We start from the raw sequence: 25,714 nt of genomic DNA, 5'->3' as shown, positions 1-25,714 counted from the left end.
GGGGCATCCGCTTCATCGATGCCCCGACCGGTTGCCTACTTGAATTTTCGGAGTCGCATCGATCATGTCGAGCTCATCAGGCCTTGTTTCTTCCCCCGGCGTCGGCTCGGGACTGAACGTCAACGCCCTGGTGACGAGCTTGATGCAGCCCGCCCAAGACAAACTCACGCTGCTCAAATCGCAGCAGCAAAGCTACCAGACCACCCTGTCGGCCTTCGGCGCCCTGAAAAGCGCGTTGAGCTCGTTCCAGGCGTCGCTCAGCAGCCTGTCCGATCCGTCTCAATTTTTGCAGTTGTCGGCCGACAGCAGCGACAAGACCGTCGTGACGGCCACCGCCGCCAGCGGCGCGCAGGCCGGCAACTTCAGCGTCAATGTCTCGCAATTGGCCCAGGCCCAGAGCCTGAGCGCAGCCGGCGTGGCCAGCACCACCAGCGCCATCGGCAGCGGCACGCCGACCAAGCTGACGATCGACTTCGGCACCATCAGCGGCGGCACGCTGAGCAACGGCACCTACAGCGGCGCCTCGTTCACCCAGAATGCCGCGCAACAATCGCTTTCGGTCACCATCGACAGCAGCAACAACACGCTGCAGGGCATCGCCAATGCAATCAATGCCGCCAACGGCGGCGTGCAGGCAACCATCGTCAATGACGGCAGCAGCACCCCCTATCGCCTGGTGCTGACGTCGACCGCCACCGGCCAGAACATGAGCATGCGCATCAGCGCGAGCAACGCCACCGGCAGCGGCTCGCCCGACAGCGCCATCGCCGGCCTGCTCAGCTACGACCCGACCGGCACGCAGGACATGACCCAGACGGCGGCTGCGCAAAATGCCCAGCTCACCGTCAACGGCCTGGCGGTATCGAGCAGCACCAATACCGTGAGCGGCGCGATTCAGGGGGTGAGCCTGAACCTGCTCAAGGCCGGCACCGCCACCGTCACGACCGCCAACAACACGGCCGGGGTCACGTCCGCGGTCAACGGCTTCGTGTCGGCCTACAACACGCTCAACAGCGCGATCAGTTCGCTCACCGCCTATGACAGCACCGGCCAGAATACCGGCGCGCTGCTCGGCGATCCGACCGTGCAGCTGATTCAAAACCAGATTCGCTCGGTGCTGGACAACCCGCTGCCCGGAGTCGGCCAGTCGGCGCTGTCGACGCTCACCCAGGTCGGCGTGCAATTCCAGGCCGACGGCTCGCTGTCGGTCGACTCGACCAAGCTGCAAAACGCGGTCAACAACAATTTCAGCCAGCTGGCGTCGCTGTTCGCCACCAACGGCACGGCCACCGACAGTCTGGTCAGTTATCTCGGCTCTAGCGCCAGCACGCAGGCGGGGCAATACGCGGTCAACGTCACGCAGGCCGCCACGCAGGGCAGCGCGACCGGCTCGGTGACGCTCGGCGCGAGCACGGTCATCGACAGCACCAACAACACCCTGAATCTCACGCTCGATAACGTATCGTCGAGCGTGACGATTCCGGCCGGCACCTATACCGCCAGCGCGCTTGCTTCGGCGATCCAGTCGGCCATCAACGGCAACACCACCTTCGCGAACGCGGGCTCGACGGTCGCCGTCACGCAAAGCGGCGGCGTGCTGAAATTCACCTCGAACCGCTACGGCAGCGCTTCGAACGTGTCGTTCACCGGGGGCAACGGCTACACGGCGCTGATCGGCACGACCACCAATACCACGGGTCTGGACATCGCCGGCACGATCGGCGGCTACGCCACCACCGGCAGCGGCCAGACGCTCACCGGCGCGCCCGGCACGGCGGTCGCCGGCCTGCAGATCAGCGTACAGGGCACGACCACCGGCAATCGGGGCACGCTCAATTTCTCGCAGGGTTACGCCAGCCTGCTGTCGAGCCAGATCACCGGCTTTCTCGGCAACTCCGGCGCGCTGACCTCGGCGACCAACAGCCTGAACCAGACGATCACCAGCCTGACCAAAGCGCAGACCGACTGGCAGGCACAGATGACACAGATGCAGAACACGTATCTGGCGCAATTCACCGCGCTGGACGCGACCATCTCGCAGCTCAACAGCACCAGCAACTATTTGCAGCAAGTGCTTGGCACTTCAACGGGATCGTCCTCCGGTTCGTCGGGCTCCTCAGGCTCGTCGTCGGGTTCGTCCACCAAAGGCTAAGCCATGACAACGCTCGGGGAGAATCACTCATGTACGGCATGAACGCGGCCAACGCGTACCGCAAAGTCGGCCTGGAGACCGGCGTCATCGCGGCCAATCCGCATCAACTGATCGTAATGCTGTTCGACGGCGCTCGTACCGCCCTGGCCAATGCGCGACGCCTGCTGCAGCAAGGCGACATACCCGGCAAGGGCAAGGCGATTTCCCACGCCATCGCAATCATCGGCGGGCTGCGCGGCGCGCTGAACATGGAGGCCGGCGGCGCGCTGGCCGAGCAGCTCGCCGAACTCTACGACCATATGAATCAGCGGCTGCTGCTGGCCAACCTGCACAACGACGCCGCCCAGCTGCAAATCGTCGACGGCCTGCTCGAGACCATCGGCTCGGCCTGGCGCGCGATCGATCCGGCTGCCGCCGCCCTCCAGGCGGTCGCGCAGGGAGTGCCCGCATGAATTCGGCTGCCGAGCTTCTGTCGCATTACGAGCTTATCGCCGGCCTGACGCAAAACATGTTGCGCGCCGCACGCGACGGCGACTGGGACGGCCTGATCGAGCTCGAGAAGCAGTATCGTGCCCGGGTCGACGAACTCAAGCCGGTCGATGCACACGTCACGCTCGACGACAGCCAGCGCGCGCGCAAGCACGCGGTGATTCGCCGCATCCTGGACGACGACGCGCGCATTCGCGATCTGGCCACGCCCCACCTGATGCATCTGGACCGCCTGCTGCGCAGCTCGCACCAACGGCGCGCCCTGCAAGAGGCGTACGGCAACAGCCGCTGAGATCACGCGCGGCCGGCGCTCGCCATCAGCGCTGCCGCGGCTCGACACCACAAGATGAAAGGGGAGCAAGATGGTCGGCCTAGATTCCCTGCTGGCTTCCTCGCTCGCCCGCCGCCTCGACGTGCTGATGCAGGCGCTCGACAGTGCCTCGCCGAACGCCGTCGGAGAATCCGCCTCGACCAACGTCGCCGTCGCGGCCGACACGCCGAGCAGCACCACCGATGGCGCCGACGCGCAGCCATTGAATACCGGTGCCGCGCCGCCCGGGCCACCGGCCGTGCTCAGTTCCGCCGCGCGCACCATCGATACGTTGTTGAGCCTGGCCCCGGACGCGCCGGGTCCGGTCACCGGCACCGAACCTTTGTGGCCGTTGCCGCCGGGCGACGCCACGCACGCGCTGGCCCCGGTGATCGTCGCGGCCTTGCGCCAGGCGATGGACAGCAGCGGCCTGTTCTACGAATCGCACCTGGCGCAATGGGCCAGCGGCGGCCGCTCGCTCGAGCAACTGCAAACCGAGCCGCAAACGCAGTGGCCGCCCGACACCCGCCTGCCGGGCGAGCTGCCGGCGGCCGCCGCAACCGGCGCGACCGTCGAGTCGGCGCCGGGCAACGCCTCGACCGGCCAGGCCATTGCGCTCTATTCGGCCAACCCGGCAGGCCAGCCGGCCGGCGCGCCCGCGCCGATGGCATCCGCGCCGGCCGCCGGCATCGCGCAGCAAGGCCCGCCATCGGGCATGGCACCGGGCGCCGCGCCCATCCCTTTGCCGCCCACGACGCCGGGTGCCGCGCCAGGCGGCCCGGCACCGGCCGGCATGAGCGCCCAGGCGGGCGTCAGTGCCAATCTGAATCTGGTGCGCCAGCAACTCGAGATGCTGGTCGTGCCGCGCTTTCAATGGCAAGGGGAGGCGTGGCCGGGCGCGCCGCTGCAATGGCGCGCCGAGGAAAGACGGCCGGATGCACCACCGGGCGTGCGGCCCGCGCCCAGCAGCTGGCACACGCATCTGCGGCTGTCGCTGGCGCAGCTCGGCACCGTAGAAGTCAGCCTGGCACTCGTCGGCACACAGCTACAGGCCAAAATCGAGGCTGTCGAAGCGCACACCGCAGAGCTGCTGGCCGGCGGCAGCGCCGACCTGCGTCAGCGCTTTTCCGCCACCGGGCTGAGCACCAGCCAATTAGTGATCGGTCAAGTGGGTGCCTCGCCGGCCGCCGAGTCCGCTGCCCCCGATGACAAGCCGGAGGCCGCGGCTGCCGCGGGCGCAGTGCCATGAGCGAGCACGAGGAGCGTCGGCGCAGCGCCATTGCGCTGAGTTACACCAGCAAGGAGAAAGCGCCGCGGGTGGTCGCCAAGGGGTACGGGCTGCTGGCCGACACCATCGTACGCACGGCCCGCGAGCACGGCCTGTACGTGCATGAGTCGCCCGAACTGGTGGGCCTGCTGATGCAGGTCGACCTCGACGCCCGCATCCCGCCGCAGTTGTACCAGGCGGTGGCGGAGTTGCTCGCCTGGCTGTACCGGCTGGAGGCCGGCAAGACCGCCCGGCCGCCGCCGCCCATGCCGAAGCCGCTGGCGCCGCCGTTGCGGCGCCCCACCGGACGCGGGCAGCGTGCCTGAGGCGCTCACACCGGCATATTGCTGATGGTGGTGTAGGCAGACACCAGTTTGTTGCGCACCTGCAGGCTCATCTGAAAGCCGATATTGGCCTTCTGCATGTCGATCATGACGTCGTTGAGCCCGACGCCCGGCACGCCGAGCTCGAACGCCTGCGCTTCCTGGTTGGCGTGGTTCTGGGCTGCGCTGACGTCGCGCAGCGACGCCTGCAGCGCCGACGCAAAGCCGCCGGGCGCGGCGCCGCCGGCAGGCGCGGCAGAGTTGGCCGAGGCAGCCGGATCCGCCGCACCGGTCGCCAGCGCACGCAATTGCTGCAACATCGATTCAATACCTGAAATCGCCATGCTTTTCTCCGGGAAGCCCGTTTTACCCGGGCCCATCAGGCCCATTTCCAGACAAAACGCAGCTTAGCACCGGCCCGCCCGGCCCCAGCGGTGCAAGTAACGGGAAAAGGCCCCGCTTTTCAAGCAATTGGAATGGCTTGCCCTGGCCAATAATCGGCACAATCCGGTCCGTGCGCGCCTGGGCCGGAATTTGCGTTTTTTGGAGAGTTCGACACCATGCCAGTCGCAGTTTTCACCGTCATGCGGCGGCCCCCGCGCTCGCGAGAGTTCGCATGAGCACGACCACGCCGGTGGTGCCGGCCGACAAGCTGCCATTCCTGGTGCAACTGCGCGCCCGGGAGCGCTTGCCGCTGATGCTCGGCGTGGCCGCCCTGGTGGCTGTTTTCGTGGCATTGCTCCTGTGGGCGCGCGCCCCCGACTACCAGGTGCTGTACAGCAACCTGTCGGACCGCGACGGCGGCGCGATCATCAATGCGCTGCAGCAAATGAACGTGCCGTACAAGTTCGCCGAGCACGGCGGCGCAATCCTGGTGCCGTCCGATCAGGTGCACGAGGCTCGCCTGCGGCTGGCCACGCAGGGACTGCCCAAGGGCGGCTCGGTCGGCTTCGAACTGATGGACCACCAACCGTTCGGCATCAGCCAGTTTGCCGAGCAGGTCAATTACCAGCGCGCCCTGGAGGGCGAGCTGGCACGCACCGCCGAAGCCGTTTCGGCGGTGCAAAGCGCGCGCGTGCTGCTGGCCATCCCCAAACCATCGGTATTCGTGCGCGATCAGCAAAAGCCGAGCGCCTCCGTCATGCTCACGCTGTATCCGGGCCGCGTGCTCGACGACGGCCAGGTCAACGCGATCGTCCACATGGTCGCCAGCAGCGTGCCCGACATGCCCGCGAGCAACGTCACCGTGCTCGACCAGAACGGCAACCTGCTCTCGGCGCCGGCGAGCAACGCGCTCGGCCTGGACGCCAATCAGCTCAAATACGTGCATACGCTCGAGCAGTCTTACCAGCGCCGCATCGAGGCCATCCTCACGCCGCTGGTCGGCCAGGGCAACGTGCATGCGCAAGTCTCGGCCGATATCGATTTTTCCCGCGTCGAACAGACTGCCGAGACCTATAAGCCGAATCAGGGCGATCAGGCGGTCCTCAGCCAGCAAACCAGCGAATCCAAACAAATCGGCGGCCAGTCCGAGGGCGGCGTGCCCGGCGCGTTGTCGAACCAGCCGCCGGCCACGCCGACCGCGTCGCCGGCCAACAACGTCGCGGCGGCCCAGTCGCAGCGCCAGGCCAACGCGGGCCAGCCGCCGGCTGGCGCCAGTGCCGCGCAGGCGCCACAGGGTCCGCGCAGCGATCGCAAGGACGCCACCATCAACTACCAGGTCGATCGCACGATTCGCCACACCCAGGAAGCCAGCGGCGGCATCAAGCGGATCTCGGCCGCGGTGGTGGTGAACTATCGCCCCGGCCTCAATGCCGCCGGCAAGCCGGCGCTGGTGCCGCTCACGGCCGCGCAGTTGCAGCAGATCCAGGGCCTGGTCAAGGACGCGATCGGTTTCAGCGGCACGCGCGGCGACACCGTCAATGTCGTCAACAGTCCGTTCGAGCTCGACAAGACGCCGGCCGACACCGAACCCTGGTGGCAACGCTCGCGCAATATCGAACTGGCCAAATACATCGGCAAATACGCGCTCGTGATTCTGGTCGGCCTGTACCTGTGGTTCGGCGTGCTGCGGCCGGCCCTGCGTCGCCTGCTTGCGGCTCCGCCGGCACCCGAGCCGCAAGCCGTCGCGGCGGCCGAGACGACCGAAGTCAAGCGGGCCGGGCCCGAGGCGGGCGATTACGAGCGCAATCTGGAATTCGCGCGCCAGGTGGCGCGGCAGGACCCCAAGGTCATGGCGACCGTGGTCAAATCATGGGTGAGCGGCGATGAGCGCTGACGGACTACAACGCAGCGCCATCCTGCTGATGGCGCTGGGCGAGGATGAGGCCGCCGAGGTCTTCAAATACCTGGCGCCGCGCGAGGTGCAAAAGCTCGGCGCGGCAATGGCCTCGCTCAAGCAGGTCTCGCGCGAGCAGATCCTCGCGGTGCTGGAAGATTTCTCGATGGAGGTCGAGCAGCACTCCGCGCTCAATCTCGACTCCACCGAGTACATCCGCACCGTGCTGACCAAGGCGCTCGGCAACGACAAGGCGGCCGGCCTGATCGAACGCATCCTGCAAGGCGGCAACACCAGCGGCATCGAAGGCCTGAAATGGATGGACTCGAGCGCGGTGGCGGAATTGATCCGCCACGAGCACCCGCAGATCATCGCCACCATCCTGGTCCATCTGGACCGCGACCAGGCTTCCGAAATCCTGGGCCTGTTCACCGAGCGCCTGCGCAACGACGTGGTGCTGCGCATTGCCACGCTCGACGGCATCCAGCCAGCAGCGCTGCGTGAACTGAACGACGTCCTGACCAAGCTCCTGTCGGGCAGCGAAAACCTGCGCCGCAGCCCGATGGGCGGCATCCGCACCGCCGCCGAGATTCTCAACTACATGAGCGGCACCCAGGAAGAAACCGTGATCGAGAGCGTGCGCACCTACGATGCCGATCTCGCGCAAAAGATCGTCGACGAAATGTTCGTCTTCGAGAACCTGCTCGACGTCGAGGATCGCGGCATCCAGGTGCTGCTCAAGGAAGTCGAGTCCGAATCGCTGATCATCGCCCTCAAGGGCGCGCCGCCCGAATTGCGCGAAAAATTCCTCAAGAACATGTCGCAACGCGCGGCCGAATTGTTGCGCGACGACCTCGAATCGCGCGGCCCGGTGCGCGTCTCGGAGGTCGAAGCGGAACAGAAGAAGATCCTGCAGACCGCGCGCCGCCTGTCGGACACCGGCGAAATCGTGATCGGCGGCCGGGGAGACGACGCTTATGTGTGACGCATCCGGCACGACCGGCGATGACGCCGCCCGAGTAAAGGGGGGCCGCCAATGAGCTCCAGCGTCATCCCCAAGGAGCGCCTGAGCGCCTACCAGCGCTGGGAAATGGCTTCGTTCGACGCCGCGCCGGTGGTTCGCGAAGATCCGGCCGCGGCGGCCGACCTCGCGCAACGGCGCGAAGCCGCGCGCAACGAGGGGCACGCCGCGGGCTATCAGGCCGGCTACCAGGCCGGCCTCGAGGCGGGCACCGCTGCCGGGCAGGCGCAAGTACAAGCCCAGGCCGAACACCTGCGCACGCTGGCGGGCGCCTTCACCGACGCGCTGGGCGCGCTCGACCGTGAAATCGCCGACACGCTGGTCAGCCTGGCGCTCGACATCGCCCACCAGGCGCTGCGGCAAACCCTCGCGGTGCGCCCGGAAGCGCTCTTGCCGGCGGTGCGCGAAGTGCTGGCCAGCGAGACCATCGGCGACACCCCACGCCTGCTGCTCAACCCGGAAGATATCGGGCTGGTGCAGGCACATCTGCAGGACGAGCTGCAAGCCGGCGGCTGGACCGTGCGTGCCGATCCGACGATCGCGCGCGGCGGCTGCCGCGCCCAATCGGCCAGCGGCGAAATCGACGCCAGCCTGCCGACCCGTTGGGCACGGGTCGCGGCGGCCCTCGGGAAGCTGCAGACATGGTGAATCTCGATCCGATCCCGGTGGTCGCCGACGTTCATCGCCGCGCCCCCCTCGCCGTCGCGCCAGACACGCACGGCGCGGATGACTCCGACGGCGCATCCGATACGCTCCGCCCAATGCCCGAGCCGGGCACCGACGGCCAGCCCCGGCCGCACGTTCGCCTGTGGGACGAGGCGCCGGCCGCCGCGCCACCCGCCGTCGCGGAACCGGACGGGCACGCCTCGAATCCGCGCCACGACCTGCGCGACGCCCACTTGCTGCGCTGGCGCAACCAGATCCAGGCCGCCGTGCCGCGCCTGCGGGCCTGTGAGCCGTTGCGCACATGCGGGCGCCTGACGCGTGCCGCCGGGCTGGTGCTCGAAGCCGTCGGCCTGCGGCTGCCGGTCGGCAGCGGGTGCCTGATCGAATTGCCGGTGCATGACGCGCAACGCGATCCGGCCACGGCCGAAGCCGAGGTGGTGGGCTTCGCCGGCGAGCGCCTTTTCCTGATGCCGCAAACCGAGGCTGCCGGCCTGTTGCCCGGCGCCCGCGTATTCCCGCTCGAACCCGAGGCCGGCGCGCCGGCCGCGCCGGCTACCGGCGGCAAGCGCCTGCCGGTGGGCGACGCGCTGCTCGGGCGCGTGGTCGACGGCGCCGGCCGCCCGCTCGACGACCTCGGCCCGCTGGGCCACGCCGACAGCGCCTCGCTGAGCACGGCGCCGATCAACCCCCTGAGCCGCGCGCCGATCGACACCCCGCTGGACGTCGGGGTGCGCGCCATCAACGCGCTGCTCACCGTCGGGCGTGGACAGCGCATGGGCCTGTTCGCCGGCAGCGGCGTGGGCAAGAGCGTGCTGCTCGGCATGATGGCGCGCTACACCAGCGCCGACGTGATCGTGGTCGGGCTGATCGGCGAGCGCGGCCGCGAAGTCAAGGACTTCATCGAGAACATCCTGGGTGCCGAAGGCCTGGCGCGCGCCGTGGTGGTGGCCGCGCCGGCCGACGTCTCGCCGCTGGTGCGCATGCAGGGTGCGGCCTACGCGACCACGCTGGCCGAACATTTTCGCGACCAGGGCAAGGACGTGCTGCTGATCATGGATTCGCTCACGCGCTACGCCATGGCCCAGCGCGAAATCGCGCTGGCCATCGGCGAGCCGCCGGCCACCAAGGGCTATCCGCCGTCGGTGTTCGCCAAGCTGCCCGCATTGGTCGAGCGCGCCGGCAACGGCACCCAGGGCGGCGGCTCGATCACCGCGTTCTATACCGTGCTGACCGAGGGCGACGACCAGCAGGATCCGATCGCCGATGCCGCGCGGGCCATCCTCGACGGCCACATCGTGCTCTCGCGCGATCTGGCCGAGGCCGGACACTACCCGGCCATCGACATCGAAGCATCGATCAGCCGCGCCATGGTCGCGCTGGTCGACGATCGGCAATTCGACGACGTGCGCCGCTTCAAGCAGATGCTCTCGCGCTACCAGCGCAACCGCGACCTGATCAGCGTGGGCGCCTACGCGGCCGGGCGCGATGCGCAGCTCGACCAGGCCATCGCGCTATACCCGCAGCTCGAGGCCTTTTTACAGCAGGGCATGCGCGAGCGCGCCGGCTACCAGGACAGCGCGACACAGCTTCACGCGCTGCTGAGCTGAACGCCCGGCGCCTTTTGAGGAAACGAGATGACAGAGCACCTACCGCTGAATTTGCTGACCGAACTGGCGCAGCGCGATCTGGACGACGCCGCCCGCAAGCTCGGCGCCCAGCAGGCCCAGCGCGCCGAAGCCGAGCGGCAGCTGCAGGCCCTGGTGGCCTACCGGCACGAATATCGCAACCGGCTGCAGACGGCCACGCAAGACGGCATGGCCGCCGCCGGCTGGCGCAATTTCCAGCAATTCATCGACACGCTCGACGTGGCGATCGGCCGCCAGCGCGACTTGCTCGTCCTGGCCGAGCAGAAAGTCGCCGCGGCCCAGCACGACTGGCAACAGCACAAACAACGCCTGAATTCGTTCGAAACCCTGGCCAGCCGCGCGCAGGCTCGTGAGAACGTGCGCACGGCCAGGCGCGAGCAAAAAGACAACGACGAATACGCGGCCAAGCTGAGCCGGTCGCGGCAAACTCTGCACGATACGAAGGAACGCGCATGTTGAACGTCTCGCCCGTCAACCAGGCTGGCGGCGGCGCGGCCGCCAGCGCGAGCGCCAGCGCCGGCTCGGCCAGCGGCAGCGCCGACAGCACTTTCGGCGCGCTGCTCGATCAGCAGGTCAATGCCGAGCCAGCCGTCAACGCGGCGCCGTCCGGCAACGGCTCGGCCGACCAGGCCGGCGCCTCGTCCACGCCGCCATCCCATGCCTCGTCGAGCGCCTCGTCGAGTGGCGCCAACGGCGCCGACGGGTCGACCGGCAAAACCGCTCAGGATACCGATCAAACTGGCCAGCACGACGCGCACCACGCCACCCCGGCCCCGGGCACGCCCGATGCCGCCCTGGCCTGCGCGCTGGCGGCCATGGCCGCTCACCTGCCGGCGCAGGCCGTCGCCTCCAACGCCGCCTCGACGTCGGCTGGCGCAGGCACGCCGGCCGCGACTCAGACAGCAATTTCCGCGACCAGCGGCAATGTCGCCGACAAGCGTTTGACGGCGACCGTCGGCGCCGCGCTGCTCAAAGGCGCCGACGCCAACGGCGCGGCCCAGGGCGACGCCGCGCCGGGCGCGCAGCTTGACGCCGCCGCGGCAGGCGGCAAGATGCTCGAGCCAGCCGGCGCGAAATCCGGCAAGAGCGGGGCCGCGCCGGCTTCGCAAGGCGGCTCGCGGCAGGCCGGCGCGAGCGCCGACGGGCAAGGTGCGACGCAAAACGCGTTGCTCAATCAGGTCGCGCAAGCGGTGCAGGCAAGTCAGGCGAATCAGGCCACACAAACCGCGCAGGCGGCCGCGCAAATCCAGGCCGCCCAGGCCGGCAGCAACACTGCGGCCGCCGCCCAGCCCGCCGTCCCGCTGCAGGCCGCCGCGCCACTGATGATGACGCTCACCCCGCACCTGGACGACAGCGCCCACTGGGGCCAGGCGCTCAGCCAGCAGGTGGTGTGGCTGAGCAGCGCGCACCAGCAAAGCGCGGCGCTGCAGTTGAATCCGCCCGATCTCGGGCCGCTGCATGTGGTGCTCAACGTGGCCGACAACCAGGCCCAGGCGCTGTTCGTCTCGGCCCACGCGGCGGTGCGCGACGCCGTGCAGGCGGCCTTGCCGCAGTTGCGCGCGTCGCTGGCCGACAACGGTATCGCGCTGGGCAACACGATGGTCAGTGCCGATTCGTCGCAGCAGCAGCAGGCATTCCAGCAATTCAACGCCCAGGCGCGACAAAACGGCTCGCGCCAGAGCGGGCCGGCCAGTGTGGGCGGCCCCGGCTCGCTCGCGGGCGCGAGCGCCGCCACGGCCGCCGCGCGCATCGCGCGAGGGTTGGTCGACACCTTCGCCTGAGGCCGGGCGGGCCGCCGGCCCGCCGGTCGCCTCGCCTCGCCGCGCCGCGGCCCCCGGGGGGATCCGTCCCGCTGCGCGGCGCCGCCCCTTCCCACGCCTTGTCCCGACTTGCGGAAGTCCGCCTAAAGTCTGTATCGGTTTTTGCCGTTAAGACACGAGTAGGACGTCTTTGTCCTTTCTATTCGGCCGATCGCAAGATCGATTCGTGGCCGACAATACACTCCAGATTCAGGTAACTACGATGGCGAATCCCGCAACCCCGCAACCCGCCGCCGCCAAGCGGCGTCCCTGGCTCCTGATTGGCATCGTGTTGCTACTGATGAGCGTGACCGGCACGGCCGCCGCGGTCTACCTGATGCACCGGAACAAGTCCGATGCGCATCGAGTGAAGCCGCCCGCACCTCCGGTTTTTGTTTCGATGGAACCCTTTACGGTCAATCTCGCGGATACCGACAGCGACCGTTACCTGCATATCGGGCTGGCACTGAAAGTGAGCGACACCACCAACCAACAGCGCATCGTCGAACACATGCCGGAAGTGCGCAGCCGCATCCTGCTGCTGCTGGCCAGCAAGCAGGTCAGCGACCTCGGCACGATCGCCGACAAGCACAAGCTGGCCAGCGAGATCCGCACGCTGGTCGATCAGCCGTTCGGCGCCGGGCTGCCTGCGCAGCAGGTCACCAACGTGCTGTTCACCGATTTCGTGATTCAGTGAGTCGCTCATGGCACACGAGGAGTTTCTCTCGCAGGAAGAAGTCGACGCCCTTCTGAAGGGCGTCACCGGCGAGCCAGAGGACAACTCCGCGGCCATCGATCTGTCGGGCGTGCGCCCGTACAACCTGGCGACGCAGGAACGCATCGTGCGCGGGCGCATGCCCACGCTGGAAATCATCAACGACCGTTTCTCCCGCCTGCTGCGCATCGCGCTGTTCAATTTCATGCGCCGCAGCTCCGAAATCTCGGTCGGCCCGGTGCGGGTGCAGAAGTACAGCGAGTTCATCCGCAACCTGCCGGTGCCGACCAACCTGAATCTGGTCCACATCAAGCCGCTGCGCGGCACCGCGCTGTTCGTGTTCGACCCGAACCTGATCTTCCTGGTGGTCGACAATCTGTTCGGCGGCGACGGACGTTTCCATACCCGCGTCGAAGGGCGCGATTTCACGCAGACCGAACAGCGCATCATCCAGCGGATGCTGCAACTGGTATTCGACAGCTACGGCGAGTCGTGGCGGCCGGTGCACCCCGTTGAATTCGAATACGTGCGTGCCGAAATGCACACGCAATTCGCCAACGTGGCAACGCCCAACGAAGTGGTGGTCACGACGACCTTCGACATCGAGTTCGGCTCGACCGGCGGCGAGCTGCATATCTGCATGCCGTATTCGATGATCGAGCCGCTGCGCGATCACCTTTCCAGCCCGTTGCAGGGCGAGGCGCTCGAAGTCGACAAGCGCTGGGTGCGCCTGCTCTCGCAGCAGGTGCAAAGCGCCGAGGTCGAGCTGGTGGTGAACCTGACCGAAGTCGACGTCACGCTCGCGCAGATCGTCAATATGCGCGCCGGCGACGTGATTCCGATGGAGATGCCGGAAACCCTGACGGCCAAGGTCGGCGGCGTGCCGGTCATGGAGTGCGGCTACGGTGTTTTCAACGGCCAATATGCATTGCGCGTGAACCAAATGATCAATCACGCGCAAAACGATTCATTCAAGGAACCGGATCATGAGTGACACGCCCGATACCGCACTGGACGACTGGGCCAGCGCAATGGCCGAGCAAAATACCGCCACGGTGGCCGCCACGCCGGCCGCGTTCCAGCCGCTGGTGGGCAGCGGCGCGCCCGCGCTGCACAACGATATCGACATGATTCTCGATATTCCGGTGCAGCTGACGGTGGAGCTGGGGCGCACCAAGATCGCCATCAAGAGCCTGCTGCAGCTCGCGCAGGGCTCGGTGGTGGAGCTCGATGGCCTGGCCGGCGAACCGATGGACGTGCTGGTCAACGGTTACCTGATCGCCCAGGGCGAAGTGGTGGTGGTCAACGACAAATTCGGCGTGCGGCTGACCGACATCATCACGCCCTCCGAACGCATTCGCAAATTGAATCGATGAAATCCCCGCATTACTCCGCAGCGCGGCGGCGCCCGGCCGCCCTGGCGGCGCACGCCGCCCGGCTCGCTCCGATCGTCCTGGGCGCGCTGTGCGCTGGCGCGGCACTGCCGGCGCACGCCGCGAGCCAGGCCGCCGCTCATGCCGTCGAAGTGCCGAGCCTGGGCGCGGCCGGCTTCATGCAGGCCGGCTTCGGTCTGGTGCTGGTGCTCGCGCTGGTGTTCGGTTGCGCCTGGCTGGCCAAGCGCTTCGGCCTGCAGCGTCCGCTCGCCGGCGGCCCGGTCAAAATCATCGGCGGCGCCTCGGTGGGCCATCGCGAGCGCGTAGTCGTGGTCTCGGTGGCCGGCGACTGGCTGGTGCTCGGCGTCGCGCCGGGCCAGGTGCGCACGCTGCACACCATCGCCGCCGACCGGGTGCCGCCCGACCTGCCCATGCCGGCGCCCAGCGCCGCCGCGGCCAGCGCCATGCAGTTCGCGCAACGCCTGCAACAAAAGCTGCGCAAGGACCGGTGATGGACACGCTGTCGAATCTCGCGCCATCGCGCCGCCGCTGGCTGCCGGCCGCTTGCCTGGCCGTGGTACTGCTGGGCCTGCCGGCCCTGTCGTTCGCGCAGGCCGCGCTGCCCGCCCTGACCGCCACGCCGGCGCCCGGCGGCGGCCAGACTTACTCGCTCAGCGTGCAGACCATGCTGCTGCTGACTTCGCTGACCTTCCTGCCGGCGATCCTGCTGATGATGACCGGCTTCACTCGCATCATCATCGTGCTCTCGCTGCTGCGCCAGGCGCTCGGCACGCAGTCGACGCCGCCCAATCAGGTGCTCATCGGACTGGCGCTGTTCCTGACCTTCTTCGTCATGTCGCCGGTGCTCGACCAGGCCTACAACAACGCCTACAAGCCGTTCGAGGCCAACCAGCTGAGCTTCGAGCAGGCCGTGCAGCGCGGCGCGCAGCCGTTTCGCGCGTTCATGCTCAAGCAGACCCGCGAGGCCGATCTGGCGCTGTTCGCCAAGATCGCCAAGACCCCGCCGATGCAGGGGCCCGAAGACGTGCCGATGCGCATCCTCGTGCCGGCGTTCGCCACCAGCGAGCTGAAAACCGCATTCCAGATCGGCTTCACGATTTTCATCCCGTTCCTGATCATCGATCTGGTGGTCGCCAGCGTGCTGATGTCGATGGGCATGATGATGGTGTCGCCGGCCACGGTCTCGCTGCCGTTCAAGCTGATGCTGTTCGTGCTGGTCAACGGCTGGCAGCTCCTGCTGGGCTCGCTGGCAAAAAGCTTCGTTTTCTGAGGGCCGCTCGTCATGACTCCCGAGACCGTCATGGGCCTGGCCCACCAGGCCATGGTCATCACCCTGCTGCTGGCCGCGCCGCCGCTGCTGGTGGCGCTGGCCGCCGGCCTGCTGGTCAGCCTGTTCCAGGCCGCCACGCAAATCAACGAAATGACGCTGTCGTTCATCCCCAAGCTGCTGGCGGTGTTCGCCACGCTGGTGATCGCCGGTCCGTGGATGCTCAACCTGATGACCGACTATATGCGCCAGATCCTCGATGCCATTCCCGGCATGGTGAGTTAAGCCGCGCCGGTGTGACGTGATCACCTTTACCGAAGCGCAGCTCAGCGCGGTGGTGGTCGGCTTCCTGTGGCCATTCGTGCGCATCCTGGGGCTGATGAGCACCGCGCCGCCGTTCAACGAGAGCAATATTCCGACGCTGGTGAAAGTCGGCCTGGCCGCCGTGATCGCCCTGATCGTCGCCCCCACGCTGCCGGCCTTGCCGGCACTCACGCCATTCTCCCTGGCCGGGTTATGGATTCTCGGGCAGCAGGTGCTGATCGGCGTGGCGCTGGGCTTCGTAATGCAGGTGATCTTCGCCGCCGCGCAAACCGCCGCCGATTATGTCGGACTGCAAATGGGCCTGAGTTTCGCGGTGCTCATCAACCCCGGCAGCGACGGCAGCACCGACGTGCTGAGCAAGCTGTTCAACATGATCGCCATCCTGGCGTTCCTGGCGTTCAACGGCCACCTGACCATGCTCGCGGCGCTGGTCGACAGCTTTCAGCTGCTGCCCATCGGCGCGCCGCTGGCCGCCGCCGGCTGGCACCTGCTGGCCGCCAGGGGCGCCGACATTTTCATGATCGGCCTGTTGCTGGCGTTGCCGCTGATCGCCTCGCTGCTGCTGGCGAACCTGGCGCTGGGCATTCTCAACCGCGCCGCGCCGCAACTGAACATCTTCGCGGTCGGCTTTCCGCTGACCCTGCTGACCGGGCTGCTGGTGCTCGAGCTTCTGATGCCGCGCTTCGCGCCGATGTTCCAGCATATGTTCACCACCGGCATCGATCTGATGAATCAGGTCAGCGCGGCGCTCAAGGGGCCGTGAGCCGCGGCGCGCGGCCAGCGGCGGCACGGCGTGCGCCGGCCGGACCTACTGGATCAGGCTGAACAGCGACAGCTGCTGGATCTGCAGAAAGGTTTTCTGCGCGCCCTGCAGCGCCGCCTGCGTCTGTGAAAACTTGGTGACCGCGCTGTTCCAGTCGACATCCATGAGATTCGACAGCTGCGTCTGGTATTGCAGATTGTTGCTGCTGCTTTGCGAGCTGAGCGTGTTGACCTGATCGATGCGCGCGCCCACGCTGGCGCGCACGGTCAGCACATTGTTCAACGCATTGCTGAACTGCTGGTTGTAGGTTGCCAGCGCATTGGTCAGGCTGGCCTGCGCGCCGGGGCCGTCACCGGCATTCTTGAGCGTCTGGATCAGGCCGCTGAGCGCGACAAACACGTTCGTGCTGACCGGCGTGCTCGGCGTCACGTTGAAACTGTCGCCGTTGGCTGGGCTGCCGGAAAAACTCAGCTGCTGGCCGCCGAAGGCGATCGGCTGGCCCGCCGTGTAGGTGCCGGTCACCGGCGTGGCCGCGGTGTTGGTCAAGTCCTGCACCGTGTAAGTGGTGGCCGAGGTGAGCGGATTGACCGCGAACGAAATCTGGAATTTGTCGCCGATGGCCGGGTCGGCCGGGTTGGTCACCGAGAGCGGGCCGTAGGTCGCGCTGCCGGTGTTGGCGCTGTTCGCGGTCACCGCGCTGGAACCGCCGCCCGCGCCGGCGGCCGGCGCGATGGTGAAACTGTCGGCGTTGGCCGGCGTGCCGGAGATGCTCACCTGCTTGCCGCCGAACGAAATCGCCTGGCCCGCGGTGTACACCCCCGTGACGGGGGCATTCGCCGTGTTGGTGAGATCCTGCACGGTGTAATGCGTGGTCGGCGGCGTGGTGGTGTTGTCCACCGTAAACGACAGTTGGAATTTATCGCCGGCGGCCGGATCGGCGGCATTGGTTACCGACACCTGGCTGAAGGTGGCCGTACCGGTGTTGTTCGGGCTGGCACTGATCACGTCGCCGGCCGCGCCGCCCTGCACGCGCGCGAAGATGTCGCTGCCGATATCGCTGGTGGCCAGTTGCAGATTGGCGCTGACCTGCACCATGCGCTGCCCCTGGTCGCCCACGTAGACCGCGCCGCCGGGCTGGTCGACAAAGGGCGCGGTATTGCCCTGATAGCCGGAGAACAGATATTTGCCATTGCCGTCCTGGCTATTGGCCAGCGACAGCAGTTGACTGTAGCTGGCCTGCAACTGGCTGGCGATGGCATTGCGCCCGCCCGTGCTCAAGGTCGGGTCGCCCGCCGCGACGATCTGCGACATGACGCTCTGGATGGTGTTGGTCACGTTACCCAGGATGCTGTCTTCCTGGGACAGCGCGTTCTTCACGGCGCCGTCGTTGGCGCCGTACTGGGTGTTGATGGCGCTGGCCTGCGACACGCTCACCGCTTCGGCCGCCGCGCTCGGGTCGTCGCTCGGGGTGAGCACGCGCGAGCCGCTGCTCAATTGCTGCTGAATTGTCAGCAGCTGGCTGGTCTGGTCCTGCATCGCCTGCAGGCCCTGCTGGTAGATCATGCTGGTACTGATGCGCATGGTGCTTTGCTCCGCGTCGCGAGGGCTCAGGGATTCAGGTTCAGGATCGTATCGAACAGCGTCGAGGCGATCTGAATCACTTTGCTGTTGGCCTGGTACATCTGCTGGTAGCTCAACAGGTTGGCCGCTTCTTCGTCCATGTTCACCCCCGACACCGAGGACTGCGCGTTGGTGGCCTGCTTGAGCAGGTTGGATTGCGCGGTGCTGGTGGTCTGGTATTGCGCGGTCGTCGAGCCGATGTCCGACACCAGTTTCGCGTAGACATCGGTAAAGCTGGCAGTACCGCCGGCCATGGTATTGGCGGTTTGCAGCGCCGACAACAGCTGGCCGTTGCGGCTGTCCGAGACGCCCGATGCATTGGGCGAGATCGTGAAGGTGTCGCCATTGGCGGGCGCGCCGCTCAGATTGACGGTGATGCCGCCGAACGAAAGCTGGGTCGGCGTGCCCGGCGTGTATGGCACGGGGGTGCCGGCTGCATAGGTGGTGGCGGTGCCATTGACGGTGGACGTCACCGCCGCGCCGGCCGGCGCAAAGCTCAGCGTGCTCGGCGGCCCGCTGTTGTAGGTCAGCGTCACGGGCGAGCTCAGCGGCGCGGCGGGATAGCTGGTGTCGACCGAACCGGCATCGATCGCGCCACTGCCGGTGTTGGTGGCGCCCTTGGCGGTGGCCACCGCGCCGGCCAGGGCGAGCCCGGACGGGTCGGTCATGCTCACGGCGATGCTGGAGGCGGCGTCGCGCGTCGGCAGGATGGTGAATTTGTCGCCGGCAGTGAGCGGGTTGGTCACGCTCAGCTGCAAGCCGTCCGGATAGGTGCCGTTGGCATTCTTCAGCGGCAGCGAGGTGCCGCTCCAGGTCGTGCCGTCCGACGAACGCGTGAGCGTGTAGTTGGTGCCGTCGTAAGCGAGCGTGTAATCGCTGGTGGTGAGTTGCGCGGCGTTGGCCACGGTGGCGCTCACGCCGCCGGTCGCCGAATTGGCGGCATTGGCCAGCACCGTCGGCGGCGCGACGGAAAAAATGTTGCCGCCGAGCTTACCGTTCAGGTCGATGCCCAGGTGGTTCTGGCTGTTGAAACTGTCGGCCAGCGTGACGGCCATGGCCCCCAGTGCGTTCTGGGTCGGGTTCAGTGTTTGCGCGCGGAAGGTCAGCAGCCCGGCGAGCGCGCCGCCGGCGATGCTGCCCTCGGGCACCGCCACGGTGGCGCCTGAGGGTCCCTGGTAGCCGATCGTCGTCTGGGTCGGATCGGACGCCGACGGGACCGCCTTGAGCGAGAAATTCTGCTGCCCCATGACCAGCGTCTGGCCGGTGCCGATGAACACGTTATAGCTGCCGTCGCTGGCCTTGACGACGTTGGCCTGCACCAGCTGGTTCAGGCTGGCCACGGCCTGGTCGCGCTGATCGAGCAGCGCATTGGGCGCGGCGCCGTTGCTGCTGGTCTGGGCCGTCAGGATCGCCTGGTTGAGCGAGGCGATCTGCTTGGCGTAACTATTGACTTGCGTGACGTCGTCGCCGATCTGCCCGTTCACGCTGGTGCTCAGTTGGGACAGGCTGCCGCTGAGCGACTGAAACATGGTGGCCAGCGACTGGGCCGCGCCCAATACGGTCTGGCGCGTGGCGGCGTCGCCCGGCGCGGAGCTGGCCGTCTGCAACTGCGCGAACAGGTTGCTCAGCGAAGACGACAGGCCCGCGGTAGGCGAGCCCAGCATATTGTCGATCTGCTGCACCTGCTGGTAATAGGTATTGAGCTGGCTGTACTGGGCCTGCGACTGGTTGACCTGCGCCGCGAGAAACTGGCTGTAGACGCGATTGACGCCGCTGACCTGCACGCCCGTGCCCAGGTAGCCGACGCCGGCGAACGAACCGACGCCCTCCTGGTAGCCAACGGTCTCGCGGTTGTAGCCGGCGGTGCCGGAGTTGGCGATGTTGTTGCCGGTGGTGGTCAGTCCGAACTGCGCGGCATCCAGCCCACTCACCCCGATATTTGTCAGGCCTGCAATGCTCATGATGTCCCTGGCGATCAGTTGGTTGAGCCGCACGCTCGCGCGCGGCCTGCCCTTATCCCGTGTTTACGGCCGCGCGAGCGAAAAATTGAGCCCGCCGGTGCGGCCGGTCTGGTACCGCACTCACGTCATTTGCCGGATGACGCTCATCAACTTGCTGGCGTAATGCGGATCGGTCGCATAACCGGCGCGCTGCAGGCCTTGCGCGAACGAGCGGGCGTCGCCCGCCGAGGCCACCACCTGCGCATAGCGCGGATTGCCGCGCAACAGATTGGCATAATCGGTGAACGCCTCCGCGTACGACCCGTAGGCGCGGAACTTGGCCTTCACGCGCGTGGGCACGCCGTGCACGTATTCGGTCGTCATCGCCTCGACTACCGGCCCGTGCCAATCCTTGCCCGCCTTGATGCCGAACAGGTTGTGGCTGGTACTGCCGTCGGCGCTGCGGATTTCGTGCTTGCCCCAGCCTGACTCGAGCGCGGCCTGGCCCAGCATGAAGTTGGCCGGAATCCCGGTTTGCGCGCTGGCGCTTTGCGCGGCGCCGGCCAGGCGATCGACGAAGTTGCCCGCCACCGTACCGTCATGGCGCGGCGCGGGCACGCCCACCGCGCCGGCCGCCTCGTAGGGTCGCCCGGCCAGCGGCACCGGCGCCGGGGCGGCGCGCAGCGGCGTGGTCCCCGGCTGCAGGCCGGCGGCGCGGTCCAACTGGCGCAGCATCATGTCGGCCAGGCCAATGCCTTTGGTGGACGTTTCCTGCGAGAGTTGCTGGTCCAGCATTTCGGTGTACGTCTGCGTCTGGTCGTCGCCTCCGAATAGCGAGCCCGGCACGCTGGAGGCATCGCGCATGCTCTTGAGCAGCATCTGCGTGAACACTGCCTCGAACTGGCGCGCGGCCGACTGCACGCCGGCGCGCGGGTCGGTGCGCACCGCCTGGCGCAGCGCGTTGACGCTTTGCACGTCGAGCGCCAGGCGTTGGCTCAGGTCGCCCGGCTGTCCGATGAGAGGGGAATCGCTCATACCGCTTCCTCAGATGATTTCCAGATCGGCGTGCAAGGCGCCGGCCGCTTTCATGGCTTGCAGGATCGACATCAGGTCACCCGGCGTGGCGCCCAGGGTATTGAGCGCCTTGACCACGTCGGCCAGCGAGGCGCCCGAGCTGAGCAGGTGCAGGCCGCCCGCGTCCTGTTGCAGCGACACCTGCGAGTTCGGCACGACCACGGTCTGGCCGTTGGAGAAAGGTGCCGGCTGGCTGGCGGTCTGGGTGGTATTGATGACCACCGACAGATTGCCGTGCGCAACCGCACAGGCATCGATCGTGACGGTCTGGTTCATCACCACCGAGCCGGTGCGCGCATTGAGAATCACCTTGGCGCGCGCCAGCGACGGCCGCACGTCGATGTTTTCGACCTGCGCCAGGAAATCCACGCGAGCCGAAGGATCGAGCGGCGAATGCAGCATGATGACGCGGCCGTCGAGCGCATTGGCGGTGCTGGGGCCAAAGCGCCGGTTGATCGCGTTGGTGACCCGCTCGGCAGTGCCGAAGTCGGTCGTGTTCAACTCCAGGCGCACGACGCCGGGCTGGCCGCCCATCGTGGTCGGCACGCCGCGCTCGACGATGGCGCCGCCGTTGATGCGCCCGCCGGCCAGCTGATTGACCTGCACGCTGCTGCCATTGGACGAGGCGCCGGCCCCGCCGACCAGCAGATTGCCCTGGGCGATCGCATAGACACGGCCGTCGGCGCCCTTGAGCGGGGTCATCAGCAGCGTGCCACCGCGCAGGCTCTTGGCGTTGCCCATCGAGGACACCACTACGTCGATCTGCTGGCCGGGCTGCGCGAACGGCGGCAGCGTGGCGGTGACCATCACCGCGGCGACGTTCTTGAGCTGCATATTGGTGCCGGGCGCCACCGTGATGCCCAGCTGCGACAGCATATTGGTCAGGCTCTGGGTGGTAAACGGCGTCTGCATGGTCTGGTCGCCGCTGTTGTCCAGCCCGACCACCAGGCCGTAGCCGATCAGCGGGTTGTCGCGCACCCCCTGGATCGAGGCCAGATCCTTGAGGCGCTCGGCGCGCGCCGGCGCGGCCATGCCGGCGGCGAGCCCGGCCGCGGCCAGCAGCACCAGCCCCCAGCGGGCCACGCGAAAACGTTGGAGTAAGGTCGGCAACATCATCAGAAAGGCAAAACGTTAAGGAAAAAGCGCTGCAGCCAACCCATGGTCTGTGCTTCGTTGATCGCGCCCTTGCCGCGATAGACGATGCGCGCGTCGGCCACTTGCGTGGACGACACCGTGTTGGTTCCGGAAATGCTCGCCGGATTCACCACGCCGGAGAAGCGGATGTCCTCGGTGCCCTGGTTGATCGCGATCTGCTTGTCGCCGGCGACCACCAGGTTGCCGTTGGACAACACCTGCAAAACCGTCACGGTGATGGTGCCGGTGAACACGTTGTTGGCATCGGCGTCGCCCTTGGCAGCGAACTGGTTCGCGCCGTTGACGGAAGTGGCCTGGTTGTTGAACAGGCCGCCCACCATCCCGGGAATCGACGGGAAAGCGAAGCCGGCGCTGCCCGAGCGGCTGGTGTCGGTCGCCGAGTTCTTGCTGGCCGCGGTCTTTTCGTTGATCACGATGGTCAGGATGTCGCCGACATTGCGCGGGCGCAAATCCTCGAACAAAGGCCGGTTGGCGAATTCCGGCCGGTAGATCGCGCCGTCCGGATCGGGTTTGACCGGCTCGGGCGGCGGCCGCGCGGTCGTCGGCCCCTCCACCACGGGTTCCTGCGGAAAATAGGCGCAGCCGCCCAGGCACAGCAGCCCGAGCACGACCCACCAAGCGGCCCAACGAAATTTCATATCAAGTTCCGCCCGACGGACTCAAAGCTGCGTCAGGGTCTGCAGCATCTGGTCCGATGCCGTGACCGCCTTGCTGTTGATCTGGTAGGCCCGCTGCGCTTGAATCATATTGACCAGCTCCTCCACCACGTTGACGTTGGAGGACTCCACATAATTCTGGGCCAGCGTGCCCGAGCCATTGGTGCCCGGCGCGGTGACGTTCGGCGCGCCCGAGGCCGCGGTCTCGAGATACAGGTTCTGCCCCTTGCTTTGCAGCCCCGCATTGTTCACGAAGGTGGCCAGCTGGATGGTGCCGACCTGCACGTTGGCCGCCGACCCAGGCTGCGTGACCGACACCACGCCGTCGGTGCCGATGGTCATGGTCAGCGCGTTGGCCGGGATGGTGATGGCCGGCTGCAGCGGATAGCCGCTGGCGGTCACCAACTGGCCATTGCTGTCTTTCGTGAACGAGCCATCGCGCGTGTAGCCGGTCGTGCCGTCGGGCAACAGAACCTGGAAGAAGCCGTCGCCCTGGATCGCCACGTCGTTCGGATTGCCGGTTTGCTGCGGATTGCCCTGCGTGAAAATCTTCTCGGTCGATACCGGCTCGACGCCGGTGCCCAACTGCAGCCCGGACGGCAACTGGGTCTGCTGCGAGGACTGCGCGCCCGGCTGGCGGATGGTCTGGTACATCAGGTCTTCGAACACCGCACGGCTTTTCTTGAAGCCGGTGGTGCTGACGTTGGCCAGGTTGTTCGAAATCACGTCCATTTCGGTTTGCTGGGCATCCATGCCGGTCTTGGCGATGTATAGCGAGCGGATCATGCGGCGTTCTCCTGCAGGAATCGGTGGCGCGCGCGCGGGCGGCGCGTCAGTTGAAGGTCAACAGCTGGTTGGCGCTTTGGTCGTTGGTGTCGGCGTTTTGCAGCACCTTCATGTGCATCTGGAAATCGCGCGCCTGGGCGATCATGTCGACCATGCCGGTGACCGGATTGACATTGCTGCCCTCCAGCGCGCCCGAGAGCACCGTGACGTTCGGATCGGCCGGCGCCGGCTGGCCGTTGGCCAGGCGAAACAGCCCGTCGTCGCCGCGCACCAGCGAGGACGTCGGCGGGTTGACCAGCTTGAGCTGGCCGATCACCGCCACCGAGTTGGGCGGGTCGCCCTGTCCCAGTGCCGAGATGGTGCCGTCCTTGGCAATCGTGATGGCCGCGCCGGGCGGCACGGCCAGCGGCCCGCTGGAACCCATCACCGGCAAGCCGTTGATGGTCAGCTGGCCGCCGTCCGGATTGATCTGGATATCGCCGGCGCGCGTGTAGGCCTCGCCGCCGTTGGCGGTATTGACGGCCAGCCAGCCGTCGCCCTGCACCGCCACGTCCAGCGGGCGGCCGGTCTGCATGATCGGCCCCGGCGTGAAGTCGGCCCCCGGGGTCGAGGCCGTGACGAACACGCGGGTCGGATTGCCGCTGCCGCCGACCACCGGCACTTGCCGGTAGGCGCTGAGCTGCGCCCGAAAGCCGGGCGTGGAGACGTTGGCCACGTTGTTTTCGGTCACGGCCTGCTGTTCGAAGGCCTGTTGTGCGCCGCTGAGCGCCAGATAAATCACGCGATCCATGAGATCCTCCGCGGCAAGCGAGCGGCGTGCATTACAGGTTCACCAGCGTCTGCACCAGCTGGTTCTCCGTCTTGATGGTCTGCGCATTGGCCTGGTAGTTGCGCTGCGCGGTGATCATGTTGACCAGTTCGGCCGTGAGATTGACGTTCGAGCTCTCGACCGCGCCCGACTGCAGGCTGCCGAGGTTGGAACTGCCCGGCACGCCGACCTTGGGCGCGCCCGAGGTGGCCGACTCGACCCAGGCGTTGTTGCCGGTGGGTACCAGCCCCTGCGGGTTATTGAAGTTGGCCAGCGCGACCTGCCCAAGTGTGGCCGACTGCCCGTTCGAGTAGGTGCCGGTGATGATGCCGTCGTTGCCGATGGTAAAGCCGCTCAACTGGCCGGTGGCGTAGCCGTTGGGCTGCAGCGCATTGACCGCGTAGGTGCTGCCGTATTGCGTGGTTCCGTTCAGGGTCAGCGTCATGTTGCTCACGCTCGAGGAACCGTTGCCGTAACTGATGGTGGGCAGCGTGATCGGCCCGCCGCCGCTGGCCAGGCCACCGGCGGTATTGAAGGTTAGCGTGTCGATCAGCCCCGGCGCGGCGCCGATCGGCGTGCTGCCGTCGATCGTACCGTACACGTTCCAGGTGCCCAGGCCGGTGACCGGATCCGGGCCACGATTGACGAAATACAGATTGACCGAGTGCTGGTTGCCCAGCGAATCGTAGACGTTCACCGACGTGCCATTGGTGTAGGTCGTTGTGTCGGCCGGGTTGAACGCCGTGGTCGACGGAATCGCCGCAGTGCGCGAATCCAGATTGAACTGCCCGGCGATCGTCGAGGTGGCCAACGGCGCGATGTAGCCGGTCGGAATCTGCAGATCCTGCGGACTGACGCTGTTGATCACGCCGGTCGTGTTGGCGCCATAGCCGGTCAGGCGATCGCCATTGGCGTTGACGATGTAGCCGTTCTTGTCGAGCTGGAACTGGCCGTTGCGCGAATACACCGTGGTGCCGTTGTCGTTGAGCCGGAACAGGCCGTTGCCGTTGATCGCCAGGTCGAGCGACTGGTTGGTCACGGTCGGGTCGCCCTGCGTGAACTGCTGCTCGACGCCGGTCACGCGCGTGCCCATGCCGATCTGGTTGTTGCCGGAGCCCGACATCGAGTTGGCGTAGATGTCGGAGAACAGCGCCTCGCCTTCCTTGAAGCCGACGGTGCTGGCATTGGCCACGTTGTTGCCGATCACGTCCAGATTCTGGGACGCCGCATCGAGGCCGCTCAAAGCTGTGGAAAAACTCAT

At 67.1% G+C, this 25,714-nt stretch carries 27 protein-coding genes; 18 read left to right on the top strand and 9 right to left on the bottom strand.

The window, feature by feature from the left end; genetic code table 11:
• Positions 1–64 precede the first annotated feature (64 nt).
• The 5 genes from fliD to EPN80_RS18345 all read left to right on the top strand — a co-directional run bounded on the left by fliD (position 65) and on the right by EPN80_RS18345 (position 4,544).
• A complete protein-coding gene (gene fliD / locus EPN80_RS18365) occupies positions 65–2,152 on the top strand; it encodes a flagellar filament capping protein FliD (protein ID WP_293030698.1) in 2,088 nt (695 codons plus the stop codon).
• 29 nt (positions 2,153–2,181) lie between these two features.
• Positions 2,182–2,604, top strand: coding sequence for a flagellar export chaperone FliS (gene fliS / locus EPN80_RS18360; protein WP_293030695.1), 423 nt, complete (start codon positions 2,182–2,184; stop codon positions 2,602–2,604).
• Positions 2,601–2,933 (top strand): flagellar protein FliT, encoded by a 333-nt coding sequence (locus EPN80_RS18355; RefSeq protein ID WP_293030692.1) that lies wholly within the window; start codon positions 2,601–2,603, stop codon positions 2,931–2,933. The genes fliS and EPN80_RS18355 overlap by 4 nt, the downstream gene beginning before the upstream one ends.
• A gap of 70 nt (positions 2,934–3,003) precedes the next feature.
• A complete protein-coding gene (locus EPN80_RS18350) occupies positions 3,004–4,200 on the top strand; it encodes a flagellar hook-length control protein FliK (protein ID WP_293030689.1) in 1,197 nt (398 codons plus the stop codon).
• The gene (locus EPN80_RS18345; protein WP_293030686.1) at positions 4,197–4,544 is read left to right on the top strand and encodes an EscU/YscU/HrcU family type III secretion system export apparatus switch protein; all 348 of its coding nucleotides are present in this window, start codon (positions 4,197–4,199) and stop codon (positions 4,542–4,544) included. Before EPN80_RS18350 ends, EPN80_RS18345 begins: the two co-directional genes overlap by 4 nt.
• Before the next feature lie 5 nt (positions 4,545–4,549).
• Here EPN80_RS18345 and fliE read toward each other — a convergent pair whose 3' ends face one another.
• Positions 4,550–4,885, bottom strand: a complete 336-nt coding sequence (gene fliE / locus EPN80_RS18340; protein WP_293030683.1) for a flagellar hook-basal body complex protein FliE — start codon at positions 4,883–4,885, stop codon at positions 4,550–4,552.
• A gap of 272 nt (positions 4,886–5,157) precedes the next feature.
• Here fliE and fliF point away from each other — a divergent pair, with 272 nt between their 5' ends.
• The 13 genes from fliF (at position 5,158) to fliR (ending at position 16,414) form a co-directional block, all read left to right on the top strand.
• Positions 5,158–6,819 carry a flagellar basal-body MS-ring/collar protein FliF gene (gene fliF / locus EPN80_RS18335; RefSeq protein ID WP_293030680.1) on the top strand — a complete coding sequence of 554 codons (1,662 nt, stop codon included), beginning with the start codon at positions 5,158–5,160 and terminating at the stop codon, positions 6,817–6,819.
• A complete protein-coding gene (fliG, locus tag EPN80_RS18330; protein ID WP_047215636.1) occupies positions 6,809–7,804 on the top strand; it encodes a flagellar motor switch protein FliG in 996 nt (331 codons plus the stop codon). Before fliF ends, fliG begins: the two co-directional genes overlap by 11 nt.
• Before the next feature lie 51 nt (positions 7,805–7,855).
• Positions 7,856–8,488: a flagellar assembly protein FliH gene (gene fliH, locus EPN80_RS18325; protein WP_293030676.1), complete on the top strand. Its 633-nt coding sequence runs from the start codon at positions 7,856–7,858 to the stop codon at positions 8,486–8,488.
• A complete protein-coding gene (fliI, locus tag EPN80_RS18320) occupies positions 8,482–10,113 on the top strand; it encodes a flagellar protein export ATPase FliI (RefSeq protein ID WP_293030672.1) in 1,632 nt (543 codons plus the stop codon). Before fliH ends, fliI begins: the two co-directional genes overlap by 7 nt.
• A gap of 27 nt (positions 10,114–10,140) precedes the next feature.
• On the top strand, positions 10,141–10,611 hold the full coding sequence (fliJ, locus tag EPN80_RS18315; RefSeq protein WP_293030669.1) for a flagellar export protein FliJ: 471 nt from the start codon (positions 10,141–10,143) through the stop codon (positions 10,609–10,611).
• Entirely contained in the window at positions 10,605–11,933 is a 1,329-nt protein-coding gene (locus EPN80_RS18310) for a flagellar hook-length control protein FliK (RefSeq protein WP_293030666.1), read from the top strand. The genes fliJ and EPN80_RS18310 overlap by 7 nt, the downstream gene beginning before the upstream one ends.
• A gap of 241 nt (positions 11,934–12,174) precedes the next feature.
• The gene (gene fliL, locus EPN80_RS18305) at positions 12,175–12,648 is read left to right on the top strand and encodes a flagellar basal body-associated protein FliL (RefSeq protein WP_047216774.1); all 474 of its coding nucleotides are present in this window, start codon (positions 12,175–12,177) and stop codon (positions 12,646–12,648) included.
• 7 nt (positions 12,649–12,655) lie between these two features.
• On the top strand, positions 12,656–13,660 hold the full coding sequence (gene fliM / locus EPN80_RS18300; RefSeq protein WP_293030663.1) for a flagellar motor switch protein FliM: 1,005 nt from the start codon (positions 12,656–12,658) through the stop codon (positions 13,658–13,660).
• A complete protein-coding gene (gene fliN, locus EPN80_RS18295) occupies positions 13,653–14,042 on the top strand; it encodes a flagellar motor switch protein FliN (RefSeq protein WP_293030662.1) in 390 nt (129 codons plus the stop codon). The genes fliM and fliN overlap by 8 nt, the downstream gene beginning before the upstream one ends.
• The gene (gene fliO, locus EPN80_RS18290) at positions 14,039–14,551 is read left to right on the top strand and encodes a flagellar biosynthetic protein FliO (RefSeq protein ID WP_293030659.1); all 513 of its coding nucleotides are present in this window, start codon (positions 14,039–14,041) and stop codon (positions 14,549–14,551) included. The genes fliN and fliO overlap by 4 nt, the downstream gene beginning before the upstream one ends.
• The gene (gene fliP, locus EPN80_RS18285; protein WP_293030656.1) at positions 14,551–15,330 is read left to right on the top strand and encodes a flagellar type III secretion system pore protein FliP; all 780 of its coding nucleotides are present in this window, start codon (positions 14,551–14,553) and stop codon (positions 15,328–15,330) included. Before fliO ends, fliP begins: the two co-directional genes overlap by 1 nt.
• Positions 15,331–15,342: 12 nt before the next feature.
• A complete protein-coding gene (fliQ, locus tag EPN80_RS18280) occupies positions 15,343–15,612 on the top strand; it encodes a flagellar biosynthesis protein FliQ (protein ID WP_047215630.1) in 270 nt (89 codons plus the stop codon).
• Positions 15,613–15,628: 16 nt separating this feature from the next.
• Positions 15,629–16,414 carry a flagellar biosynthetic protein FliR gene (gene fliR / locus EPN80_RS18275; RefSeq protein ID WP_293030652.1) on the top strand — a complete coding sequence of 262 codons (786 nt, stop codon included), beginning with the start codon at positions 15,629–15,631 and terminating at the stop codon, positions 16,412–16,414.
• A gap of 45 nt (positions 16,415–16,459) precedes the next feature.
• Here the strand turns inward: fliR and flgL are convergent, their stop codons facing one another.
• From flgL to flgE, 8 genes are all read right to left on the bottom strand, one after another.
• Entirely contained in the window at positions 16,460–17,995 is a 1,536-nt protein-coding gene (gene flgL / locus EPN80_RS18270; protein WP_293030650.1) for a flagellar hook-associated protein FlgL, read from the bottom strand.
• A 26-nt stretch (positions 17,996–18,021) separates the two neighbouring features.
• A complete protein-coding gene (flgK, locus tag EPN80_RS18265; RefSeq protein ID WP_293030647.1) occupies positions 18,022–20,028 on the bottom strand; it encodes a flagellar hook-associated protein FlgK in 2,007 nt (668 codons plus the stop codon).
• An 87-nt stretch (positions 20,029–20,115) separates the two neighbouring features.
• The gene (gene flgJ / locus EPN80_RS18260; RefSeq protein WP_293030645.1) at positions 20,116–21,009 is read right to left on the bottom strand and encodes a flagellar assembly peptidoglycan hydrolase FlgJ; all 894 of its coding nucleotides are present in this window, start codon (positions 21,007–21,009) and stop codon (positions 20,116–20,118) included.
• 9 nt (positions 21,010–21,018) lie between these two features.
• A complete protein-coding gene (locus EPN80_RS18255; protein WP_293030913.1) occupies positions 21,019–22,080 on the bottom strand; it encodes a flagellar basal body P-ring protein FlgI in 1,062 nt (353 codons plus the stop codon).
• An 83-nt stretch (positions 22,081–22,163) separates the two neighbouring features.
• Positions 22,164–22,841: a flagellar basal body L-ring protein FlgH gene (locus tag EPN80_RS18250; RefSeq protein ID WP_293030643.1), complete on the bottom strand. Its 678-nt coding sequence runs from the start codon at positions 22,839–22,841 to the stop codon at positions 22,164–22,166.
• 21 nt (positions 22,842–22,862) lie between these two features.
• Positions 22,863–23,645: a flagellar basal-body rod protein FlgG gene (flgG, locus tag EPN80_RS18245; protein WP_047215623.1), complete on the bottom strand. Its 783-nt coding sequence runs from the start codon at positions 23,643–23,645 to the stop codon at positions 22,863–22,865.
• A 46-nt stretch (positions 23,646–23,691) separates the two neighbouring features.
• Positions 23,692–24,435: a flagellar basal body rod protein FlgF gene (locus tag EPN80_RS18240; RefSeq protein ID WP_293030638.1), complete on the bottom strand. Its 744-nt coding sequence runs from the start codon at positions 24,433–24,435 to the stop codon at positions 23,692–23,694.
• A gap of 31 nt (positions 24,436–24,466) precedes the next feature.
• Positions 24,467–25,714, bottom strand: a complete 1,248-nt coding sequence (gene flgE / locus EPN80_RS18235; protein ID WP_293030635.1) for a flagellar hook protein FlgE — start codon at positions 25,712–25,714, stop codon at positions 24,467–24,469.

This window comes from Pandoraea sp. (assembly GCF_004297875.1).
Lineage (GTDB): Bacteria > Pseudomonadota > Gammaproteobacteria > Burkholderiales > Burkholderiaceae > Pandoraea.
Note: the sequence above shows the minus strand (reverse complement) of the source record. Positions and strands in the feature narration are given on the sequence as shown.

Coding starts and splice junctions, on each gene's coding strand:
- fliD (WP_293030698.1), top strand. CDS start 65: ATGTCGAGCTCATCAGGCCTTGTTTCTTCCCCCGGCGTCGGCTCGGGA.
- fliS (WP_293030695.1), top strand. CDS start 2,182: ATGTACGGCATGAACGCGGCCAACGCGTACCGCAAAGTCGGCCTGGAG.
- EPN80_RS18355 (WP_293030692.1), top strand. CDS start 2,601: ATGAATTCGGCTGCCGAGCTTCTGTCGCATTACGAGCTTATCGCCGGC.
- EPN80_RS18350 (WP_293030689.1), top strand. CDS start 3,004: ATGGTCGGCCTAGATTCCCTGCTGGCTTCCTCGCTCGCCCGCCGCCTC.
- EPN80_RS18345 (WP_293030686.1), top strand. CDS start 4,197: ATGAGCGAGCACGAGGAGCGTCGGCGCAGCGCCATTGCGCTGAGTTAC.
- fliE (WP_293030683.1), bottom strand. CDS start 4,885: ATGGCGATTTCAGGTATTGAATCGATGTTGCAGCAATTGCGTGCGCTG.
- fliF (WP_293030680.1), top strand. CDS start 5,158: ATGAGCACGACCACGCCGGTGGTGCCGGCCGACAAGCTGCCATTCCTG.
- fliG (WP_047215636.1), top strand. CDS start 6,809: ATGAGCGCTGACGGACTACAACGCAGCGCCATCCTGCTGATGGCGCTG.
- fliH (WP_293030676.1), top strand. CDS start 7,856: ATGAGCTCCAGCGTCATCCCCAAGGAGCGCCTGAGCGCCTACCAGCGC.
- fliI (WP_293030672.1), top strand. CDS start 8,482: ATGGTGAATCTCGATCCGATCCCGGTGGTCGCCGACGTTCATCGCCGC.
- fliJ (WP_293030669.1), top strand. CDS start 10,141: ATGACAGAGCACCTACCGCTGAATTTGCTGACCGAACTGGCGCAGCGC.
- EPN80_RS18310 (WP_293030666.1), top strand. CDS start 10,605: ATGTTGAACGTCTCGCCCGTCAACCAGGCTGGCGGCGGCGCGGCCGCC.
- fliL (WP_047216774.1), top strand. CDS start 12,175: ATGGCGAATCCCGCAACCCCGCAACCCGCCGCCGCCAAGCGGCGTCCC.
- fliM (WP_293030663.1), top strand. CDS start 12,656: ATGGCACACGAGGAGTTTCTCTCGCAGGAAGAAGTCGACGCCCTTCTG.
- fliN (WP_293030662.1), top strand. CDS start 13,653: ATGAGTGACACGCCCGATACCGCACTGGACGACTGGGCCAGCGCAATG.
- fliO (WP_293030659.1), top strand. CDS start 14,039: ATGAAATCCCCGCATTACTCCGCAGCGCGGCGGCGCCCGGCCGCCCTG.
- fliP (WP_293030656.1), top strand. CDS start 14,551: ATGGACACGCTGTCGAATCTCGCGCCATCGCGCCGCCGCTGGCTGCCG.
- fliQ (WP_047215630.1), top strand. CDS start 15,343: ATGACTCCCGAGACCGTCATGGGCCTGGCCCACCAGGCCATGGTCATC.
- flgL (WP_293030650.1), bottom strand. CDS start 17,995: ATGCGCATCAGTACCAGCATGATCTACCAGCAGGGCCTGCAGGCGATG.
- flgJ (WP_293030645.1), bottom strand. CDS start 21,009: ATGAGCGATTCCCCTCTCATCGGACAGCCGGGCGACCTGAGCCAACGC.
- EPN80_RS18255 (WP_293030913.1), bottom strand. CDS start 22,080: ATGGCCGCGCCGGCGCGCGCCGAGCGCCTCAAGGATCTGGCCTCGATC.
- EPN80_RS18250 (WP_293030643.1), bottom strand. CDS start 22,841: ATGAAATTTCGTTGGGCCGCTTGGTGGGTCGTGCTCGGGCTGCTGTGC.
- flgG (WP_047215623.1), bottom strand. CDS start 23,645: ATGATCCGCTCGCTATACATCGCCAAGACCGGCATGGATGCCCAGCAA.
- EPN80_RS18240 (WP_293030638.1), bottom strand. CDS start 24,435: ATGGATCGCGTGATTTATCTGGCGCTCAGCGGCGCACAACAGGCCTTC.
- flgE (WP_293030635.1), bottom strand. CDS start 25,714: ATGAGTTTTTCCACAGCTTTGAGCGGCCTCGATGCGGCGTCCCAGAAT.